The sequence below is a fragment of the Terriglobia bacterium genome (genome assembly GCA_020073185.1).
Classification (GTDB): Bacteria; Acidobacteriota; Terriglobia; order Terriglobales; family Acidobacteriaceae; genus JAIQGF01.
The window spans coordinates 103,532-123,348 of sequence record JAIQFT010000001.1; the positions used below are offsets into that span (position 1 = coordinate 103,532).

General features: G+C 62.3%; 15 protein-coding genes. 10 read left to right on the top strand and 5 right to left on the bottom strand.

The genetic code is table 11. The features are described from left to right. Positions 1 to 35: 35 nt before the first annotated feature. The 3 genes from thiE to LAN64_00480 all read right to left on the bottom strand — a co-directional run bounded on the left by thiE (position 36) and on the right by LAN64_00480 (position 2,075). Positions 36 to 704, bottom strand: a complete 669-nt coding sequence (gene thiE / locus LAN64_00470) for a thiamine phosphate synthase (GenBank protein ID MBZ5566301.1) — start codon at positions 702 to 704, stop codon at positions 36 to 38. Then, complete coding sequence (gene thiM / locus LAN64_00475; GenBank protein ID MBZ5566302.1) at positions 701 to 1,510, bottom strand: hydroxyethylthiazole kinase; 810 nt, start codon at positions 1,508 to 1,510, stop codon at positions 701 to 703. Before thiM ends, thiE begins: the two co-directional genes overlap by 4 nt. A gap of 106 nt (positions 1,511 to 1,616) precedes the next feature. Further along, a complete protein-coding gene (locus LAN64_00480; GenBank protein ID MBZ5566303.1) occupies positions 1,617 to 2,075 on the bottom strand; it encodes a hypothetical protein in 459 nt (152 codons plus the stop codon). Between the two features lie 115 nt (positions 2,076 to 2,190). On the opposite strand from LAN64_00480, the gene LAN64_00485 reads away from it, so the two are divergent. From LAN64_00485 to LAN64_00500, 4 genes are all read left to right on the top strand, one after another. After that, positions 2,191 to 3,858: a GMC family oxidoreductase gene (locus LAN64_00485; GenBank protein MBZ5566304.1), complete on the top strand. Its 1,668-nt coding sequence runs from the start codon at positions 2,191 to 2,193 to the stop codon at positions 3,856 to 3,858. Positions 3,859 to 4,030: 172 nt separating this feature from the next. After that, the gene (adhE, locus tag LAN64_00490; protein ID MBZ5566305.1) at positions 4,031 to 6,718 is read left to right on the top strand and encodes a bifunctional acetaldehyde-CoA/alcohol dehydrogenase; all 2,688 of its coding nucleotides are present in this window, start codon (positions 4,031 to 4,033) and stop codon (positions 6,716 to 6,718) included. 11 nt (positions 6,719 to 6,729) lie between these two features. Continuing rightward, positions 6,730 to 7,002, top strand: coding sequence for an STAS domain-containing protein (locus LAN64_00495; GenBank protein ID MBZ5566306.1), 273 nt, complete (start codon positions 6,730 to 6,732; stop codon positions 7,000 to 7,002). Between the two features lie 20 nt (positions 7,003 to 7,022). After that, positions 7,023 to 8,600, top strand: coding sequence for a wax ester/triacylglycerol synthase family O-acyltransferase (locus tag LAN64_00500; GenBank protein ID MBZ5566307.1), 1,578 nt, complete (start codon positions 7,023 to 7,025; stop codon positions 8,598 to 8,600). Here the strand turns inward: LAN64_00500 and LAN64_00505 are convergent. Then, positions 8,597 to 9,133 carry a pesticin gene (locus LAN64_00505; GenBank protein ID MBZ5566308.1) on the bottom strand — a complete coding sequence of 179 codons (537 nt, stop codon included), beginning with the start codon at positions 9,131 to 9,133 and terminating at the stop codon, positions 8,597 to 8,599. The two genes, LAN64_00500 and LAN64_00505, sit on opposite strands and share 4 nt — an antisense overlap. Before the next feature lie 107 nt (positions 9,134 to 9,240). On the opposite strand from LAN64_00505, the gene LAN64_00510 reads away from it, so the two are divergent. Then, the gene (locus LAN64_00510; protein MBZ5566309.1) at positions 9,241 to 10,167 is read left to right on the top strand and encodes a hypothetical protein; all 927 of its coding nucleotides are present in this window, start codon (positions 9,241 to 9,243) and stop codon (positions 10,165 to 10,167) included. A gap of 113 nt (positions 10,168 to 10,280) precedes the next feature. Then, the gene (locus LAN64_00515) at positions 10,281 to 11,219 is read left to right on the top strand and encodes an alpha/beta fold hydrolase (protein MBZ5566310.1); all 939 of its coding nucleotides are present in this window, start codon (positions 10,281 to 10,283) and stop codon (positions 11,217 to 11,219) included. Between the two features lie 9 nt (positions 11,220 to 11,228). Here LAN64_00515 and LAN64_00520 read toward each other — a convergent pair whose 3' ends face one another. Then, positions 11,229 to 12,953 (bottom strand): hypothetical protein, encoded by a 1,725-nt coding sequence (locus LAN64_00520; GenBank protein MBZ5566311.1) that lies wholly within the window; start codon positions 12,951 to 12,953, stop codon positions 11,229 to 11,231. A gap of 294 nt (positions 12,954 to 13,247) precedes the next feature. Here LAN64_00520 and aceE point away from each other — a divergent pair, with 294 nt between their 5' ends. From aceE to LAN64_00540, 4 genes are all read left to right on the top strand, one after another. Beyond that, the gene (gene aceE / locus LAN64_00525) at positions 13,248 to 15,914 is read left to right on the top strand and encodes a pyruvate dehydrogenase (acetyl-transferring), homodimeric type (GenBank protein MBZ5566312.1); all 2,667 of its coding nucleotides are present in this window, start codon (positions 13,248 to 13,250) and stop codon (positions 15,912 to 15,914) included. Positions 15,915 to 16,111: 197 nt separating this feature from the next. Then, positions 16,112 to 16,498 carry a cytochrome c gene (locus tag LAN64_00530; protein ID MBZ5566313.1) on the top strand — a complete coding sequence of 129 codons (387 nt, stop codon included), beginning with the start codon at positions 16,112 to 16,114 and terminating at the stop codon, positions 16,496 to 16,498. A 116-nt stretch (positions 16,499 to 16,614) separates the two neighbouring features. Further along, positions 16,615 to 17,382: a methyltransferase domain-containing protein gene (locus LAN64_00535; GenBank protein MBZ5566314.1), complete on the top strand. Its 768-nt coding sequence runs from the start codon at positions 16,615 to 16,617 to the stop codon at positions 17,380 to 17,382. Positions 17,383 to 17,598: 216 nt separating this feature from the next. Further along, positions 17,599 to 19,770 carry a hypothetical protein gene (locus LAN64_00540; protein ID MBZ5566315.1) on the top strand — a complete coding sequence of 724 codons (2,172 nt, stop codon included), beginning with the start codon at positions 17,599 to 17,601 and terminating at the stop codon, positions 19,768 to 19,770. Positions 19,771 to 19,817: the final 47 nt, after the last annotated feature.

A 19,817-nucleotide genomic window follows, 5' to 3' on the forward strand; every position in this document is an offset into this window, starting at 1 on the left:
AACCATTGCTATTTTCGGCGCTCGCCTGGCTCCGGCTAGCGGGCGCCGATTTTTTTGTCGGGCACCGCATGGGGAGCGGGAAAGGAATCCCAAATGCTCCTCAATTCCGCGGTTGCTTCCACCATGTCGGGCGCTTCCGCAACCGCCGCAATCACGGCTGCGCCTTGTGCACCCGCTTCGATGACCTGCCGCAGGTTCTTCTGAGTAATGCCGCCGATGGCGACCACGGGCAGTTTCACCGCGCGGCAGATTCTAGCCAGCTCATGCACTCCGATGGGCGGCGTGGCGTCGGCTTTGCTGCCGGTGGGGAAGATTGGTCCCACCCCGAGGTAGTCGGCGCGGTCATCGGCGGCTGCCAGGGCTTCCTCGTAGCTTGTTGCCGAAGCGCCAATGATCATCCCTGCCGGCAGGCAGCGCCGCAGGTCGCGCGCGCTGGCGTCGCCCCGTCCCACGTGCACGCCCGCGGCCCCGATCGCAACCGCGATTTCCACGCGATCGTTTACCATCAGCGGAATCTCGCCCTGGCGCGCGACGTGCAGGATGCTCGTGGCCGTGGACGTGAACTCCGCGTCGTTCATGGTCTTGTCGCGGAATTGCAAGACCGTGGCGCCGCCGCGCACCGCTGCCTCGACAATCGCCAGGTGGTCGCGGCCCAGTCGCGGCAGCGCCGTGGTGATGACGTAAACGCGCAGGTCCACGCTCATCCGGCGACCTCAATGCGTGCCCCCGCGCGCAGACCTTCCTCGGTCATCTGCGCCAGGGCGTCATACAGGCGGACGTGAAAGGTGCCGGGACCGGGCGCGCCCTGAGCGGCAGTCTCGCCCGCCAGGCCGAAGGCAGCCAGCGCTGCAGCCGCGGCAACCACCGAGTCTGCTTCTACCGCAGCGTACGCCGCCGTCACCGCGGTTGACATGCAGCCCGTGCCGGTGACCCTGCCCATCAGTTCGTGCCCATTGGATACGCGCGCCACCCGGTAGCCATCGCTGACGATATCAATCCGGCCGGTCAGGGCAGCCACACAGCGGAATTTGCGCGCGCAGGCGACCGCCACAGCCGTGGGATCGGCGGACGTGCCGACCGATTCCACGCCTCTGATCTTCGCCTCAAACCCGGCCAGGGTGGCCAGTTCCGCGAAATTCCCGCGCATAATCGAGACCGCAAGCTGTTCCAGCAGCCGGTGCGAGCTCTCGCTGCGAAACCGCGTCGCGCCCGCGCCCACCGGGTCGAGAACAATCGGAATGCCGCGCACGTTCGCGCGACGCCCCGCGATCAACATCGCATCCACCTGCTCCGGCCACAGCGTTCCTAGGTTCAGCACCAACGCGTGCGCCGCGCCCGCCATCTCCTCCACTTCCTGGCGGGCGTGGGCCATCACCGGCAAGGCGCCGGCGCATAGAGTGATGTTGGCGGTTTCGTTCATCACCACGAAATTCGTGATGTGGTGCACCAGCGGTTTCGTGGCGCGCACTCTGGCCATGATCTCCGCAGCTTTGGAAGCGAGGTCGCTCATAAGGTTTGCCATTGGCCGTTGGCCCTTCGCCACTACCAGGCTGCTGAAAAACTCCATCGGACCCTTGTTTTGAAGGGGCGCGACTTCCGCCGCATGCCGGTGCCCGTTACTTTACCGTGCCACGTGACGCGGCCTGCTCCGCCTTGCGGATCGCCGCTTCGTGCAATTCCCAAGAGGTAATCGCTCTGCGCGATCCTTCGCGCGCCAGGCGCGTGCTTAATTGCCGCTCTGCTTCGTCGAAAGTGTCCTCGGCGTCCATGTGCGCGCGGTACGCAGCGTCATCGGCTTTCTTGACCGTCTTGGCGAGCGGCGTTATTTTCGTCTCTACCGATTCGATTTGTGTTCTGGCGCGATCATTTGCCGATAGGGCCAACTCACGGTAAGCTGCTTTGAGATCATCGTCCCACAATTCCTTGGTTTCCTTTTCCAGCGCGTCCAGCGCAGCGTTGGCCTTATCGGCCGCCTTCCGCACTCGTTTTTTCTCTCTCAGCCACTTGACCACCGACCACCCCACGGCTTCGCTCATCAGCGCCTTGGCGTCCTCGACCTCGCTCAGCTTGCGCATACGTGCGAACTCCACAACGACGACGGACAATAGCGCGCCACAACGGGAAAAGTCTAGGACCGCATCCGTCGGTTTCGCCTATGAACCCGTTGACTGAGCGTATAGTGCGGCTGAGATGACCGGCCACGGCAACCAATTCGATTTCGACTTCATCGTCATCGGCTCTGGCTTTGGCGGCAGTGTGAGTGCCTTGCGGCTGGCCGAGAAGGGTTATCGTGTCGCGGTCATGGAAATGGGCCGGCGCTGGACGCCCGATAACCTGCCGCGCACAAGCTGGTCGATCCATCGCTGGTTCTGGAGTCCCAAGCTGGCGCTGCGCGGCTTTTTCAGCATGCGCTACTTTCGGCACGTAACCATCCTGCACGGTTGCGCCGTGGGCGGAGGCTCGATCACCTACGCCAGCACTCTGCTGCGGCCTTCCGATAAGTTCTGGGACAACGCCTCCTGGAAAGGCCTGGCCGATTGGAAGTCGGAGATGCCGCGCCATTACGAGTCCGCCGCTCGCATGCTCGGCGTGACCGAGAACAAGATTCTCGGGCCTGCCGATCATCTGCTGAAGCGAGTGGCCGAGGAGGTGGGTGTCGGCCATACCTTTTACCGCACCAGCGTGGGGATTTTCCAGGCGGCGGAGGGCGAGCCGGGCGGCACCACCGTTCCCGATCCGTATTTCGGCGGAGAAGGACCGGAGCGGACCACCTGCAGGGCGTGCGGCGGCTGCATGATGGGTTGCCGCCACGGCGCTAAGAACACCCTCGACTTGAACTACCTTTATCTAGCCGAACAACGCGGCACGCGAATTTTCCCGGAAACCATGGTGGTGGACGTGAAACCGCTCGCTGACGCCGCCGACGGCAGCGCTGGCTATGAAGTACGCACCGTCAAGTCGACGGCCTGGTTGAGCCGGCGGCCGCAACGGTTCACCTGCCGCGGCGTGGTTTTCTCCGCCTCCTCGCTCGGCACCATGGAACTGCTCTTTCGCCTGCGGGAACTAGGCTCGCTGCCCGCGATCAGCCATCAGCTCGGCAAGCACGTGCGCACCAATTCTGAATCGCTGATTGGAGTGCGCATCCCCGGGTGCCAGGACGATCTGTCGAAGGGGGTCGCGATCGGCTCGGGGATCTATATCGACGAGCATACGCACGTCGAGGCGGTGCGCTATCCCAGCGGCTCCGATGCCATGAGCCTGCTGGCGACGATTCTCACTGGCGGCCGCCCCGGGCGCGGCCGGATTTTGCTTTGGCTGGCCAATTTCGCGCGCACCCTGCTCCGCCACCCCCTCCAATCCCTGCGCCTGTTTCGGCCCTGGGGATGGGCTCGCGAGTCCGTCATTCTCCTCTGCATGCAGGCGCTGGACGGGCACATCGAAATGCGCTGGGAGAGGCCCTGGTTCTGGCCGTTTCGGAAGTTTCTCGTCAGCCGCGGCGACAAAGTGCCCACCTACATTCCTGGCGCCAACCAGTTCGCGGAGAAATTCGCGCGCCTCACCGGCGGCGCCGCCATGAGCATGTTGCCCGAAATCCTGTTCGACGTGCCCGGTACGGCACACTGCATCGGCGGCTGCGTCATTGCCGCCTCCCCTGACCGCGGCGTGTTGGACCATCGCCATCGCGTGTTCGGCTACCGCAACATGTATGTCTGCGACGGCTCGGTGGTGGCGGCCAACCTTGGCGTCAATCCTAGCCTGACCATCACGGCGCTGGCCGAGCGCGCCATGTCCTTTATTCCCCCCGCCGCCGCCACCTCCTGGAACGACGCCGCCGAAGAGCGCTCGCTCAGTGCCTGAGGCCGATGTGACGTGCGGCGCAGTTTGGCGCATGGCGGTACCGTTCCGAATTGGAACCGACCGAACAAGTTCCTTCTCGAATCTGCACCGCGCAGAAGCGGGACGCGGCTACCATGGAAAGTTCGATTTCCCAGCCACGCTCGCGGGGAGACTCGCGGGACCGGAGGTCAGAATGACCAGCCCAGCACCCGTACGCGAGCCGACCCCCATTCCACTCGAGTCCGACAACGGCCACAAAAGCGAGACAGCCCCCAGTAACGAAAGGATTGCTTACTTGGAAGGACTGGTCACTCAGGCCAGGACTGCCGCCGCCGTGTTCACGCAATACACCCAGGAGGACGTGGATCGCATTGTTAAGCCGATGGTCCTGGCTGGGTTGGAACAAGCGCCGCATCTGGCTCGCCTGGCGATCGAGGAAACCAGGCTGGGAGTTTTGGAAGACAAGGCCCTCAAGAATATGGTGGCCACCGAGTTCGTCTACAACTACATCAAGGACAAGCGCACGGTTGGCGTCATTCGCGAGTTTCCGGAACGCGGTTTGGTGGAAATGGCGGAACCGATCGGCGTCATCTTTTCGCTCACCCCCATTACCAACCCGACTTCAACGGTCCTGTTCAAGTGCGTCATGGCGATCAAGACGCGGAACGCGGTCATCTTCAGTCCGCATCCGGCCGCCTGGCGCTGTTGCTACGAAACGGTAAAGATCATGTACGACGCGGCGGTGAAGCACGGCGCGCCCGAAGGCGTATTCACCTGCCTGGAATCTCACACCCTGCTGGACAACGCTTACCTGATGCGGCACAAGGATGTCGGCCTGATCGACGCCACCGGCGGGCCGAGCGCGGTCAAAGCCGCCTACAGTTCCGGCAAACCCGCGCTGGGTGTGGGGCCGGGCAATACGCCGGTTTATCTGGAAAAAACCGCCGACCTGGACATGGCGGTGGTGGACGTCATCACCTCGAAGACATTCGATAACGGCACGATTTGCGCTTCCGAACAGACGCTGGTGATCGACGACCAGATCTATGACGTCGTGCTGCAGAAGTTTGCCGACTTGGGCGCGCACATCTGCAATGAGAAGGAAGCGGAGTTGCTGGGGCGTACCGTGATTGATCCCGCAACCGGATTTATGCAGCCCATGGCCGTCGGCCAGAAAGCCACCGCCATCGCGCGCATGGTCGGCCTATCGGTCAAGCCCAAAACCAAGCTCCTGATCGCGCCCATTCACGGCGTCGGCCGCGATCATCCCCTGTCGGTCGAAAAACTGTTCCCGGTGCTGGCGGTGTATCGCGCCAAATCGGTGGCAGAGGCGCTTAAGGTCTGTGTGGACGTGAACCACGCCGGCGGGCTGGGGCATACGGCGGTCATTTTCTCCCGCAACGAGGAGATCATCCGCAAGTTCGGCGAGGTGATGAACGCGGGGCGCATCATCGTGAATTCGCCGGGGTCCATCGGCGCCCTGGGCGGTGTTTACAACGACATGGTGCCCACCTTCTCCTTCGGCTGCGGCACCGGCGGCGGCAACAGCACCATGGACAACGTCAGTGTCTACCACTACCTCAACATCAAGCGCGTCGCTCGCAGGACACCGGCGCACATGTGGCTCCGCATTCCCAAGGAGATTTATTTCAATATGAACGCGGTGGAAAACCTGCGCCAATTCCCGTCGCGCTCCACCATCATCGTTACCAATGCGCCGCTCGAGCAATTCGGCCATGTCGACATTGTGCGGCGTAACCTTCCGCCGGAAACGCGGGTCCACGTCTCGGTCATTCCGGACGCGGAGCCGGAGGTCAAGGTAGTCACCGAAGGAATCGAGGCGCTCAATTTCTACCAAGCGGACCAGATCGTCGCGCTGGGCGGCGGGTCGGTAATCGACGCCGCCAAACTCATGAAGCTGAAGTACGAGTCCCCGGACGCTGACTTCGATGAGTTAGGCGCGCCTTTTCTTGATATCCGCAAACGCGTGGTCGAGTATCCGACCAAGAAGATCAACCACGTGCGCTTGATTGCGATTTCCACCACCAGCGGAACCGGGAGCGAGGTCACTCCCTTTGCCGTCCTCACCGACAAGCAGCGCGGCCGCAAGGTAACCCTCGCCGACTACTCGCTGACTCCGGATGTGGCGATCGTCGATCCGCAGTTCGTCATGTCCATGCCGAAAGGCCTCACCGCCGACACCGGCATTGACTGCCTGACTCACGCACTGGAGGCTTACGTTTCCCTTTACGCCTCGCCCTACACCGATGGCAATGCCATCCAAGCGGCTCAATTGGCGTTCCACTACCTGCCACTAGCCTATGAGAATCCCCGCGACGAAGAGGCGCGCAGCATGATGCACAACGCCGCCTGCATTGCGGCGATCGCGTTTGCCAACGTCTCGGTGGGCGTGAATCACGCGTTGGCTCATGCTTTCGGCGCGCGCTTCCATGTGGCGCACGGCCGGGCCAATGCGCTCATGTTGCCACATGTCATTGCGTACAACGCATCGGTGCCCACTAAGTTCATGCCGTCGCCCAACCAGCGGACGTATGTTGCCGACAAGAAATACGCAACCTTGGCGGACCTGCTGGGTCTGGGTGGTCAAACCCGCGAGGAAAAGGTGAACAACCTGGTGGCGGCCATCGAACAGTTGCTCGACCGACTGAAATTTCCGCGTTCGATCGCGGAACTGGGAATCTCGAAGGAAGACTTCGATCGGGCGATGCCCGACCTGGTCAAACTCGCCTTTGACGATCCGTCCGGGAGAACCAATCCTCGCATGCCATTGCTGAGCGAGATGGCCGAGCTGCTGTGGAGTGCTTATCAGGGCCGCGGCGCGAGGAAGCCGGCCCGCGCGGCCGAACTACAGAACGCGTGAGGGATGTGCGTATGCCAGTGATTGCGGAATGCTTGGTGGATGCGGAGCGCGTGGGCCCCGCCTTACAAGAGGCGCGCGACAAGCTGGACGGTGCGGGCGGCGAACTGCTTTTGGATTTCTCTGCCGTTCGCCGGCTCGATGTCAGCGCCCTGCAAGCCATGGAATGGTTGGCCGTTGCCGCTGACGACAAAGCGGTCAAGGTCTGTTTGCGCGGCGTCAACGTCGAGATTTACAGGGTGCTCAAGCTGGTGAAGCTGGCGCCCCGATTCTCGTTCCTGACTTGATACAACGGAAGGGCATCGTCATGCCGGAATTGGAAAACAACGCCGCACTTTCTTTTGGAGACGCTCTCTTCCTCTACCTCGAACGCGAGGGTATGCCGTTGCACATCGCTTCGGTCAGCGTGTTTGAGGGCGAGGTTGCGCTCGAGGCCTTCAGCCCCTTCATTGATTCGAAGCTGCCGCTGGTGCCGCGCTATCGCCAGCGGGTAGTGACTCCTCCCTTGAACCTCGGGCTCCCAGTCTGGAGCTACGATCCCGATTTCGACCTCCGCAACCACATTCGCCAGGTCACGCTGAAGAAAGGCTCGCCGGCTGAGTTCAAGGCCGTGGCCGCGCACATCCTGAGCCAGATCATGGACCGTCGGCGTCCGCTCTGGGACCTCACCCTGGTGCGCGGCCTGCAAGGAAATCGCACCGGCCTCATCACTCGGATCCATCACTGCCTGGCGGACGGCCTGGCGGGCATCGGACTGATGAATGCCCTCTTGGACCCCAGCCCGGTTCCGCCGCGGCCATCGCGGCGCTCGCGGCCCCTTCCGACGCCGAAATCCGAGCCGCCCTCCCTACTCGACAGCTTGATTCGGTCCTCCTTCTCCGCCGTCCAGCAGGTGCTGACGGCGCACTCGGAGTTGCTGGCGCTCGCGCAACGGCTGGTCGCCACCGACGGAAAACAGGAGCAACACGCCCAGCTTGGCCCCAAGCTCAGCGCCGAGACTCCGCCAACGCCTTCGTTCATTGAGGAACTAAGCCGGCTGCTGCCGGAAGTTGCTGGCCCGGCTCGGCGCCTGCCCTTCAACGTTATTTGTCGCGGACCGCAGAAGTTTCATTGGGCCGAGATTCCTCTGGCCCAGATCAAAGCCGTGAAGCAGGCCTGCGGCGCCACCGTCAACGATGTCGCACTTGCTGCTATGACGTTGGCCGTCCGGCGCTACGCCGAGTTGCACGGCGTGCCGCTCCAGGGAAGGACGCTGCGCATCGTGGTTCCGGTCAGCGTGCGCGGCAAAGCCGGGGTGGAAGAGTTGGGCAATCGCATCACTTTCCTTCCCGTGAGTATCCCGCTGGATATCTCCGGTCCCAAACAACTGATCGCCGCCGTCAGCCAGACCATGGCGCTGTTGAAAGGCGCGCACCTCGCCGAGTTCGTCGGCTTCGCCGGCAGTATGCTGGGCGCGGTTCCGACCTCGCTGCAGGCGCTGCTGGGACCGATCGCCAGCCAGTTGCCGCTCAGCCTCTGTAATCTCATCTTCACCAACGTGCGTGGCCCCGATTCTCCGCTCTACCTGCTGGGGCACAAGATGCTGGCCTGCTATCCCTACGTGCCGATTGGCGGCGAGATGGGAATGAACTGCGCCGTTCTGACCTACGACGGTACCGCGTATTTCGGCTTCACCGGCGATGTCAATGCCGTACCCGATCTCCAGCGCTTCGAGAAATTGCTTGTGCGGGGTTTTGCCGAGCTGCGCAAACTCGCGCTCCCTGGGCCGCGAAAAAAACGCCGGCCGCCGAAAACGGTAGCGGTTGAACCGGCTGCGCCCGCGCCACCCACGGCCGAATCCGCGGTCCCGCCGAAGCCTGTGGCGCATGCTGTGGCCGTTGCTTAGAGCTTGGACCGGCGGCCCCTGCTGCGTCGCTTCTTCGTTCCCGCGCGCGATTCCAATTCGGCCACGCGCCGCCGCAACTCATCCAACTCTTCCGTCTCGCCGCGTTTTTCCGGTGGCGTCCCTCCGCGAACCAGCTTGCTCACCGTTTCCAGCGGCGAAAATGCAGCCGAGCGCACTTCCGCCAATCCGCTTTGCACCGCGTCCTGCATCTTCGAATAGGTGTCGAACGCCGACTTCATGAACTCCCGCCGCACCGTGTCGGAAGCCACGATCAGTTGCCGCAGCAGTTCCAGCGGCAGGCCGCTGGGCTGCTCTTTGGCATCCTCCAAAATGATCTGCGTCAGCGTGACCCGCGTCAGGTCCTGGCCGCTCTTGGCGTCCACCACCTGCAACTCGGTCCCGTTTCGGATCAGGGCGGCGAGCTCCTCCAGGTTGATGTACCGGCTCCCGGATGTGTCGTAGAGTCTTCGGTTTGCGTATTTCTTGATGACTACTTTGGCGGGCTTCACATTGGCCGGTTTCACAATGGGCATCCTCCCATGGTGCAGCGCAACAAAATTCTTCTACTATATTGACAGATGCTGCCAAAAAGACTAGGGTTTTCTCAGGATGCTGCAGTGCAGCAATCCGGAGGCAATCGATGCCAAGAGAACCAAAGCCGCGCACTCCTCCCCATCCCCCGTCTTCCTTGCTGTCTCTGCTCACCGGGTGGGTGCAACAGGGGGTGGAAAGTTTCTTTGCCACGCAACGAGTCCTCGTGGATGTTGCCATGCGTCAGAACGCCGTCGCCATGAAGACGCTTCGGGATGGTCTCACCGACCCGGAGCATTCTCCCGTCGCGATTGCAACCGAGCTGGCCATCGAGGGCACATCGAGCTTCATTGAAGCACAACGCATTCTGCTCAACCTCGCGCAGCAGGAAAACGAAATCGTCATGAACGGCGTCAAGGAGCGCATGGCAGGTTCCGTGCCCATGACCGCCACCGCTGATCTGTTCCGCCGCAGCATCGATACGTTCATCCACATGCACGAGGATTTCCTGAAGATCGCCAGCAAGCAGACCTTGACTTGGCTGGAGGCGGTGAAAGCCGGCAAGGGCTTCCAGGGTACGCACCTGGTGGACTTCGCCCGCGAAAGCATGGACACCTTTGTCCAGTCTCAGAAGAAATTCCTCGACGTCGTCGCCCAGGAAACCGCCAAGATGACCTCCGGCAAGCAGGATCAGGCCGCCAAGCACGTCAAGAAGACCGAGCTCTCCAAGCTCGCGCACGAAGCCACCAATTCCTTCATTGACGCGCAGAAGAAACTGCTCGACGTCGTGGGCCAGCAGATGAACATTAACCTGAAAACGGCAACCAAGACGATGGAAATGCTGTCGCCGACCCGGCTTCTACCCATGGCCAATCTGACCGGGGAGGGAGTCAGGACCTTTGTGGATGCCGAGAAGACGCTGATCGAATCCATGATTCATCCGCGCACCCATAAGGTAGTCCACATGGGCGAGCGGCATCGTGCGGCCCGGCCGCGCAAGGTGGTCAAGGTCCAGCCGGTCCACGCCGGAGCTTGATCGAGGCCTGAGTTCACGGGCTCGCGGTTGTCTGGCGTGCCGTGGCCCAGCCACGGCACGCCACAGTTGTCGAGGGAAGTCCTTGTCGCCGCCCTTGCCGATGTGGTATTTCAATGGGTAGCGGTCAGGGGAAATTCGCAGCAACTTGCGCGCTTAGGTCGGTATCTATTCGGCTGGCGCGGTTTGTGCGCAGCGGGCAGACATGCTGTGGCTCCGTCGCAGCTCTGGATCAAGTGAATAGAAGCGGGAAAAGCAAGGGAGCAGTGCGCCGAGCGCCGGTCATCGCGCCCCCCGACTTGGGGGTTCGCGGGCAGGAAGCGCAAGCCGATGTTCCCATCTGGAATGAAGCGCTCTTTGGCGCAGAACTCCTTTTGCTGCACGCCTCGCCCGTATACTACGGCCTGGGCGTCCCGCGCGGCGACGGCTCTGCCGTCATCGTCATACCCGGTTTTCTCGGCACCGACCTCTATGTGACCCACCTCCATTCCTGGCTTCAGCGGATCGGTTATCGCTCCTATCTGTCCGGCATCGGAATGAACGCGGAGTGCCCCAACCTGCTCATCCGCTATCGTCTGGTCGAAACGGTGAAGAAAGCCGTGGCTGCAACTGGCCGCAAGGTCCACCTGATCGGCCACAGCCTGGGCGGCATCATCGCGCGCTCCCTGGCCGCGCAACGGCCCAAAGACGTCGCCTCCGTGATTACCCTCGCCGCCCCCTTCCGCGGCACGGTGATGCACCATTCCGTACTGCAGGCCGCGAAGGTGGTCCGCAGCCATATCTTGAGCGTACACGGAGATCGCGTTCTGCCCGAGTGTTACACACCGCGCTGCACTTGCGATTTCCTCAGCTCGCTGCGTTGCCACATGCCCGCCTCCGTCGCCGCCACCGCCATTTACACCCGCGACGACGGCATGGTCGATTCTCGGTTTTGCAAGACGGGAAAGCCGGGCTGTGACTTCGAGGTCTCCGGCACCCACGTCGGACTGGTTTTCAATCCTTCCGTGTACACCATCATTGCCGACCGCCTGGCGGACGCCCGCACCCGCATTTAGCGATTCGTATCAGCTCGCGGCGCTCTGGGCTGGCGGTCGCTGCGGCAACACGCGATCCAGGATGGCTTGCTCGCATTGCACCCACATGCGGCTGCCATACAGTAATGCGCTGCACTGCAAGGTGAGCAGGTCGCGCGCCCCAATCGGCGAACGGAAGGCCTTGCGATTGGTCACCCAATGGCGTGCCAGCAGTATCGCGATGGCCAGGCCGACGTCGGTGCCGGATCCGGCCACGTCTTGCAGAATGCCGTCCAGCGTGAGCAGCACCTTCGACAGCATGATCAGCGGGGCAGGGAAGCGTATGTCCTTCATGGCCACGCTCTCCAGCAAGCGCATGACATCCGCCCCGCTGGGCAGGTGCGTCGGCGGCATTTGATCCACGAATCGATTCACCGCTTCGCGTATCACCAGCGCCTGCCGCGAATGGCGCCGGATAGGATATTGTGCCAGCGCCTGTATTTCCTCGCTCACGCCGAGCGGATCGCGCAAGCTGGCGGTCAGAAACAGGAGCGCCAGGTGGCGGCGCTGCTCGCGGCTCAAACGCTCCCGCAAGGCCCAATCCACGATCACTAGTTCGCCGCGCTTGCGGTCATACAGCAGGTTTCCGGCATGAGGGTCGCCGTGAAAAACCGCTTCCTTGCCCGAAGCGAATAAGGGCACCGCTACCAGCGATTCCAGCAGTTGCTGAGCGACTTTCTTTCGCTGCGCCGGCGGCATGTGCGCCGCCACGTTGGTGACCTTGCCACCGGTCTCCTCCGTCATCGCGGTCATGGTCGGAGTGCACAGTTGCGGAATCAGCCGCGGAACGCGCACCCCCGACATCGGCTCGTACAGCGTCCACGCTTCCCGCAGCGTCTTCTGCTCGCGGACGAAGTTGACCTCGTGCTGCAGCAGCCGCCGCACCTTGCGGAACGTGTCCGGAATCAGGTGCCGCGGGAAGCCGTATTCGCGGTACCGCGTTCCGAACCAATCCGCCAGGTCATTCAGGAACTCCATGTCCTCGGCGAAGCATACCGGGATATGTGGTTTCAATACCTTGAAGACGCCGCGTTCCAGGTATCCGGTGTCGGGATTCCGCCAGGTGAAGCGCACCACCGCGCTGACGCTCGCCTCCGACAGGATGTCCGGCTTGATGCGAACGTCAAAAGCCTCCAGCCGCGCTCCCAGTTGCTGCCGGATAAGGGCGCAGATTTCCTCCGGCTTGACGTCGCGGATTCCGTTCTCCAGCTTCGCCAGTGCATTGCGCAGCGCCGGGCCCAGGTGCCGGTTGCGCGCAATCACCTGCCCCAGTTTCTGCAGCCCGGGGACTTTCGCAATCAGCAGCAGCAGGCGCTTCTCCGGGGATGTCTTTGCCGGAAGCTCGACTTGCTCCAGGAGTTTCGGCGCCAGGCGCCCGGCGGACAGGTGCGTCACCACGAACATCATGGCGTCGCGAACCGGCGGACGCCACTTGATGTACGCCTGCGGAACCAACGCCTCCACCGGCACGATGTCTTCGACGATCCACCTCGCCATCGCCTCGCGCAGCGCCTGCCCGGCGGGGCTGTGCAGGCCGGCTTCGATGGCAGCGATTCGCTCCGCCGTGGTCGCATCGGCGGGCAGGAACGTTGCCAGGGTGGCGCGCAACTGCTCCGGGGCCATCCCGCGCAACTCGGCTTCGATGGTTGACGGATCGAACACCGCGGCGATTCTAGTCTTAATGCCGCCCGCCGCGCAGTGATCCCCCGCCCTCAACTTCCTACCATCGAAACCGCACGTTCCAATTTGGAAACCTCCTCCGCCTCCAGGTCCCGAGCAACTGTTTTCTGGTGCATCGTCCGCCAAGATCCATCCCAGCTACTCGGCTTGCTTGCGGCTGTCTGTGCAACCAGTTACACTTTTGTCAACCTCTTATCGGAACAGGGACCACCAACTCCATCATGGTTCAAGGATCGTCTCGGCTGCGCGCTGCCGGCCATGTTCCACCATTGCCTGGTTCTTTACGGCCATGGAAAGCATCAATTTGGGTAGTCTCCGAAAAGGGAAATTATGAGCACAAAACGTGCACTTGAGGCGCCGCCGGATTTCGACGAAATCGCGGAGTGGGTGGAAGCCTTTGACCAGGTCGTGGACCAAGAAGGCGCCAGTCGCGGGGTGCGCATCCTGCAAGCTCTCTCCTCCCGCGCGCGCCAGTTCGGCGTGGATGTCCCTGTGCAATTGAACACGCCCTACGTCAACACCATTCCGGTTGACGAGGAGGAACCTTACCCCGGCGATCGCGCCTTGGAGCGCCGCATCAAGAGCCTGATTCGCTGGAATGCGCTCGCCATGGTGCATCGCCAAAACAAGCGAGATCCCGGCATTGGCGGCCACATCTCCACCTATTCTTCGGTCGCGACTCTCTTCGAGGTCGGCTTCAATCATTTCTTCCGCGCCAACTACGACAATCAACCTGGCGACTTCGTCTATTTCCAGGGCCACGCCTCGCCCGGCGTTTACGCGCGCGCCTTCCTTGTGGGCCGGCTTTCCGAGCGGGATCTGGAAAATTTCCGCCACGAGCTGCGTGACCAGCCCGGACTTTCTTCCTACCCGCATCCCTGGCTCATGCCGCACTTCTGGCGTTTTCCAACCGTCTCCATGGGCCTCGGTCCCATCAACGCCATCTACCAGGCCCGTTTCATGCGCTACCTGGAAAACCGCGGCATCATCGCCAAGACGCCGCGCAAGATCTGGGCCTTCGTGGGTGACGGTGAAACCGATGAGCCCGAATCCATGGGCTCGCTCACCCTGGCCTCACGCGAACGCCTCGACAACCTGATCTTCGTCGTCAACTGCAACCTGCAGCGCTTGGACGGGCCCGTGCGCGGCAACGGCAAAATCATCAATGAACTCGAGGCCGCCTTCCGCGGCGCCGGATGGAATGTCATCAAGGTCATCTGGGGTGAAGATTGGGACGCCCTGCTCGCGCGCGATAAGTCCGGTCTGCTGCTGAAGCGCATGGAGGAAGTTGTTGATGGCGAGTACCAGGCGCTGAAGGTCAAGGGCGGCGCCTACATTCGCAAGGAATTCTTCGGCAAATACCCCGAACTGCTCGACCTGGTTGCGCATCTGGGCGACGACCAGCTTACCGCTCTCCGTCTCGGCGGCCACGATCCGCAGAAGGTCTACAACGCTTACAAACGCGCGGTCGAGCACAAGGATGGGCCCACCGTTATTCTCGCCAAGACGGTGAAGGGCTACGGTCTTGGCTCGGCCGAGGCCCGCAACGCCACCCACCAGGAAAAAAAGCTCACCGACGAACAGCTCGCCGCCTTCCGTACCCGCTTCGAGATCCCCATCCCCGAGCAGGCGGCTCGTGAGGGAGCCTTCTATCGCCCGCCGGAAAACTGCGAGGAAGTTGTTTATATGAAGGAGCGCCGCCGCGAACTGGGCGGCTACGTCGTGATCCGCGAGGCCGGTGATTTTACCTTTCACGCGCCCCTGCTTACCGACTTTTCCGAGTGGTTGCAAGGCTCCAAAGGGCGCGCCGTCTCCACCACCATGGGCTACGTCAGCATTCTGCGCCATCTGCTCAAGCACCCGGAGATCGGCAAGCTGATTGTCCCCATCATTCCCGACGAAGGCCGTACCTTTGGCATGGAATCCATCATCCGCCAGGTTGGCATCTACGCCAGCCAGGGCCAGCTCTACAAACCTCACGATCAGGACATGCTCCTCTACTATCGTGAGGCCAAGGACGGACAGATCCTGGAGGAGGGAATCACCGAAGCCGGCTCCATGGCGTCCTTCACCGCCGCCGGCGCCGCCTACTCCAACTACCACGTGCCTATGATTCCGTTCTTCACGTTTTACTCGATGTTCGGATTCCAGCGCGTGGGCGACCTCATCTGGGCCTTCGGAGACGCGCGCGGCAAAGGTTTCCTGATCGGCGGCACCGCCGGCCGCACCACCCTCGCAGGCGAAGGACTGCAGCACCAGGACGGCCACAGCATCGTGCTCTCCAGCGCCGTCCCAACCTGCGCCACCTATGACCCGGCATTCGTTTACGAAATCGCCGTCATCGTTCAGGACGGCATTCGCCGCATGTACCAGGAGCGCGAAGACCGCTTCTACTACATCACCGTCTACAACGAAGACTACGCCATGCCGGAAATGCCCGTCGGCACTCGTGAAGGCATTCTCCGTGGCATTTACAAGTACAAAGCGGCGCCCGCCGGCCGGGCCGCAGTGCAGTTGTTCGGCAGCGGCGCCATTCTCAACGAAGCGCTGCGCGCGCAGGGCATCCTCGCCGACAAATACGGCGTGTTAGCCGACGTCTGGAGCCTCACCAGCTACAACGAACTGCGCCGTGAGGCTCTCGCCACTGAGCGCTGGAACCGTCTGCATCCTGCTGAGCCGGTTAGGAAGCCTTATCTCCTGACCGCTCTCGAGGGCGCCGCAGGGCCCATCATCGCCGCCACCGACTACATGAAGATTGTTCCCGACCAGCTTGCTCCCTGGCTGCCGGACCGCCTGGTTTCGCTGGGCACCGACGGTTTCGGCCGCAGCGACAATCGCCAGCATCTGCGCCGCCATTTCGAAGTCAATGCCGAATCCATCGCCGCCGCCGCCCTGGCGCGCCTGGCCCGCGACGGCCAGTACGACGCCGCCCGCGTGCAAAATGCGCTGGCGGAACTTGGCGTCAACCCCGAGAAGATCGACCCGGCCCGGGCCTGAAACGGTTGTTTTCCCGAAAACCGCAAGTGTCTTTAGTTTCAGCCATAGTGCGGCCACTGGTTTACATTCCAGGTGCAAGGTTACGTGTCTCTGTGATGAGCGTCACTGCGGTGAGTGGTTAAATGGCGCACTCTGGCGTCATGAAGGCTGATAGAGCAATTACGGCTGTTGTTCTACTCCTTCTCCTTTCCTGTGCAATGGCATGCACCAACGGCAACGCGGAGAAGCCTAGGTCGGACAAGCCCTCCGCCGCCGTGGACCGTTCCAACGCCGGTGCCGATCTCTACCACGCCTATTGCGCCAGTTGTCACGGCAGGTCCGGCAGGGGCGATGGTCCCGCCGCCGCTGCCTTGAAAGTTCCGCCCCCCGACCTCACCGCCCTTGCCCGTCGCAACGCAGGCCGATTTTCTGGCGGCCAGATCTATCAGGTCATCGAGTGGGGTGGCGCTATCGCCAGTCACGGTTCCCGCGAAATGCCGGTCTGGGGCGTCGCTTTCCGCCCGCTCAGCGGCGAGAACCAGAGGGAAGTCTCCGCCCGCATCCATGCCCTCACCGACTACATCGCGTCCATTCAACTCCAGTAGTCGAGTCTCTCAACTCGCAACTCGCAACGCACAACTCAATCGCCCGTGCTACCCTTACTCCGTAGCTCTCACCCGCACATCGGTTAAGAGCTAACAGCTAAGAGCTAAGAGCTTTTATGTCGCACAAGGACAGAGTCCGCGAGGAATTTACCCGCCAGGCAGAGGCATTTGCCGCCGTCGCGGTGCTGCACAACCGCGAGCGCCTCGAACGCCTGGTCAACGCCATCAATCCTGCGCCTGACGCCCGTGCGCTCGAGATTGCCACCGGCCCCGGTCATATCGCCATGGCCATGGCCGAGCGCTGCCGCGAAGTCATCGCCGTGGACCTTACCGACGCGATCCTCGCGGTGGCGGAACGCGCCCGCCGCGAGCGCGGCCTCGCCAACCTCCGTTTCCAGCGCGCCGATGCCGACCAACTCCCCTTCGCCGACGCCGAGTTCGACATCGTTTTTTGCCGCTTCGCCTTCCATCATTTCGAGGATCCCACCGTCCCGCTCCGCGAGATGGCGCGCGTCTGCCGCGTCGGCGGCCGCGTTGCTGTCGAGGACCTTGCTGCCAGCGAAGTCCCCGAGCGCGCCGCCTTCCAAGACCAATTCGAGCGCCTGCGCGACCCCTCGCACACCCGTGCGCTGAGCCTCAGTGCATTGGCGCGCTTGTTCGGAGCGTGCGCCCTGGAGATCGAAACCGCCTACAGCAGCGAGGTGGTGCAACCGGTGGAGTACTGGATGAGTTATTCCCACACGCCTCCCGATCGCGCCGCCCAGGTCCGTGCCCTGTTTGCGCGCGATGAAAAGGAAGACCTCAGCGGCGCCCGCCCCTTCCGCCGCGACGGTGAGCTTTTCTTCATTCAGAAAACCGTCGCCCTCATCGCCCGCAAACTCTAATTGGCCGCCGCCTTTCTTGCGGACTCCATTTCGGGAATGCCCGCTCCTGGGGTATGACGATATTTCCGTTGTGGCGGGCGCAAACCGTCTTAGGTTAGTGACTAGCTCTTCCCCCAGCAAATTCTCCGGCCCCAGCAAATTCCCTTGGTGATGCATCGGCCCCCTTATGTCCCTGTGGAGAATTCATCTCGCGCTCCGCGTGACCGGGAGGACACCATGCCGAGAGCACGCTTCGCCATGGTATTGATCTCTGTTGCTTTTTTGTTGGCAACATTTTCCTCTGCACAACAAACAACGTCTTCCAGCATTCCCGCGATCGCAGCCTCCGAGCAGCCGCCGCTCCCGCGTCTGATTCGCTTCAGCGGATCCGTGACGGCGGCGACCGACGCGCGCACCGTGGGCATCACCTTCTCACTGTACAAGGACGCGACCGGCGGCGCGCCCTTGTGGCAGGAAATACAGAATGTCACCCTGCGTCCCGGCGGGCACTTCAGCGTTCTGCTGGGCGCGAATTCCAAAGACGGCGTGCCGACGGAGCTGTTCACGACGAACGAAGCGCGCTGGCTAGGCGTGCAAATCGAGCAGGAAGCCGAGCAGCCGCGCGTGTTTTTAGTCAGCGTTCCGTACGCGCTGAAAGCGGGTGACGCCGAGACCGTCGCCGGACATCCGGTGAGCGACTTCGTCATGACAGCAGCCGCCGACGGTTCCAGTGGCTCCAGCGGTAGCGCATCGACTTCCAGTGGCGCCACCGCGACGAAGAACAGCGCCAGCGCTCCCGGCGGCACCTTTGCCTACCTCGGCACGCAGAACTACCTCGCCAAGTTCGACGCCAGCGGCACCAACATGACCAACTCCTCGATCATCGACAACGGCAATGTCGGCGTCAACAAGAGCAATCCGGCCTACACCCTGGACGTGGGCGGCATCGTCAATGCGCCCTACATGTTCGTGCAGGGAGCCTCGCCGCGCATCCGGCTGATCGACACCGCGCTGACCAACAGCTTTTGGGAGCTGCAGCAGTCGGCCTACGCATCGGACAATTTCGGGTTCCTGCGCTACGAGAACAACACCGCGGTTCCCGGCAAATCGTTCCTGGTGGCGGCCAACGGCAATGTAGGCATTGGCACCATCAATCCCGGATTCAAGCTCGACGTGGCCGGGATGGTAAACACCAGCGCGCTGCTGGTCAACAGCGACTCGCCGCGCATCCGATTGACCGACACCACACTGCCGAACAGCTTCTGGGAGTTGCAGCAATCGGCGTTTTTCCCCGACAACTTCGGTTTCCTGCGCTACGAAAGCAACGGCGCGGTTGCGGGCAAGTCGTTCTTTATCGCACCGACGGGCAACGTAGGCGTTGGCGTCGCTTCACCGGCGAACAAGCTGAGCGTGGCCGGCGTCATCGAGAGCAGCGGTGGCTTCAAGTTTCCCGACGGCTCGGTGCAACTCACCGCCGCCACGGGCAGCTCGGGTGGCGGGGTGAGCAGCGTATTGGGTACGAATGGCGTCACCGCCAGCACCACCAGCACCACTGTCACTCTCAGCGCCGACACCGGCTATGTTCAGCGCCGCGTCTCCTCTACCTGCACCGCCGGCAACGCCATTCGCGCCATTGCCGCCGACGGCAGCGTCACCTGCGAACCCATCCCCGCCCCGACGCCAGGCGTGCCCACCGGCTACGCCATCATGGGCGGTGATCCCGTTCCTCCCGCCGGGTACACGGGCGTCGGTTGGACCTTAATGAACGCTGCATCGGTATGGACAAACCTTGCAAGCATGGCAACGCCGCGCACGGGAGCCGGGGCGGCAACTGCTTGCGTTGGAGCTACCTCATGCACCACGCCTCGGATTTACGTCATCGGCGGGTACTTTAACAACACCTTTCTCAACACCGTGGAGGAGTACAACCCGGCAACGAATGCCTGGCGCGTGGTCGCCAGTATGAGCACTGCGCGCTACTATCCTGCCGTCACGGTCTACAACAACCAGATATACGTGTTCGGAGGGAAACAAAGCGTAAGCGGCGGCGTCTTGAGTGGAGCCGAGGTGTTTACGCCGCCAACCAATGACACGACTCTGGGCAGTTGGGCAGCGCTGCCGGATATGCCGTTCCCAACCTACAGTGCGGTTGGTCTGACACTCAGTAATCAGATTTACTTGCTGGGTGGGATCCAGTCCGGATCAGCCCCAACCAACGTGTACAAGTACGACCCCGTGGGCCACGTTTACGTCCCGAAAACGCCGACTCTAATCCACGTGAACTCGTGCGCTACAGGCGCAGTGCGTGATAACAAAATCGGCTCTGCGCAGGAATCTGAAAAACTCGTGGATTTACTGGATTCCAGAGTAGCGGTTTGGCGGTACGCTCGGCGGGATGAGCGACAGTGAGTGGACGAAGATTCTGGGGTGGCCGGGTTACCGCGTCTATCGAAGCG

What these genes read in the sequence shown, in the direction of transcription:
- thiE (MBZ5566301.1), bottom strand. Translation starts at nt 704, where the DNA reads ATGAGCGTGGACCTGCGCGTTTACGTCATCACCACGGCGCTGCCGCGA.
- thiM (MBZ5566302.1), bottom strand. Translation starts at nt 1,510, where the DNA reads ATGAGCGACCTCGCTTCCAAAGCTGCGGAGATCATGGCCAGAGTGCGC.
- LAN64_00480 (MBZ5566303.1), bottom strand. Translation starts at nt 2,075, where the DNA reads ATGCGCAAGCTGAGCGAGGTCGAGGACGCCAAGGCGCTGATGAGCGAA.
- LAN64_00485 (MBZ5566304.1), top strand. Translation starts at nt 2,191, where the DNA reads ATGACCGGCCACGGCAACCAATTCGATTTCGACTTCATCGTCATCGGC.
- adhE (MBZ5566305.1), top strand. Translation starts at nt 4,031, where the DNA reads ATGACCAGCCCAGCACCCGTACGCGAGCCGACCCCCATTCCACTCGAG.
- LAN64_00495 (MBZ5566306.1), top strand. Translation starts at nt 6,730, where the DNA reads ATGCCAGTGATTGCGGAATGCTTGGTGGATGCGGAGCGCGTGGGCCCC.
- LAN64_00500 (MBZ5566307.1), top strand. Translation starts at nt 7,023, where the DNA reads ATGCCGGAATTGGAAAACAACGCCGCACTTTCTTTTGGAGACGCTCTC.
- LAN64_00505 (MBZ5566308.1), bottom strand. Translation starts at nt 9,133, where the DNA reads ATGCCCATTGTGAAACCGGCCAATGTGAAGCCCGCCAAAGTAGTCATC.
- LAN64_00510 (MBZ5566309.1), top strand. Translation starts at nt 9,241, where the DNA reads ATGCCAAGAGAACCAAAGCCGCGCACTCCTCCCCATCCCCCGTCTTCC.
- LAN64_00515 (MBZ5566310.1), top strand. Translation starts at nt 10,281, where the DNA reads ATGGGTAGCGGTCAGGGGAAATTCGCAGCAACTTGCGCGCTTAGGTCG.
- aceE (MBZ5566312.1), top strand. Translation starts at nt 13,248, where the DNA reads ATGAGCACAAAACGTGCACTTGAGGCGCCGCCGGATTTCGACGAAATC.
- LAN64_00530 (MBZ5566313.1), top strand. Translation starts at nt 16,112, where the DNA reads ATGGCATGCACCAACGGCAACGCGGAGAAGCCTAGGTCGGACAAGCCC.
- LAN64_00535 (MBZ5566314.1), top strand. Translation starts at nt 16,615, where the DNA reads ATGTCGCACAAGGACAGAGTCCGCGAGGAATTTACCCGCCAGGCAGAG.
- LAN64_00540 (MBZ5566315.1), top strand. Translation starts at nt 17,599, where the DNA reads ATGCCGAGAGCACGCTTCGCCATGGTATTGATCTCTGTTGCTTTTTTG.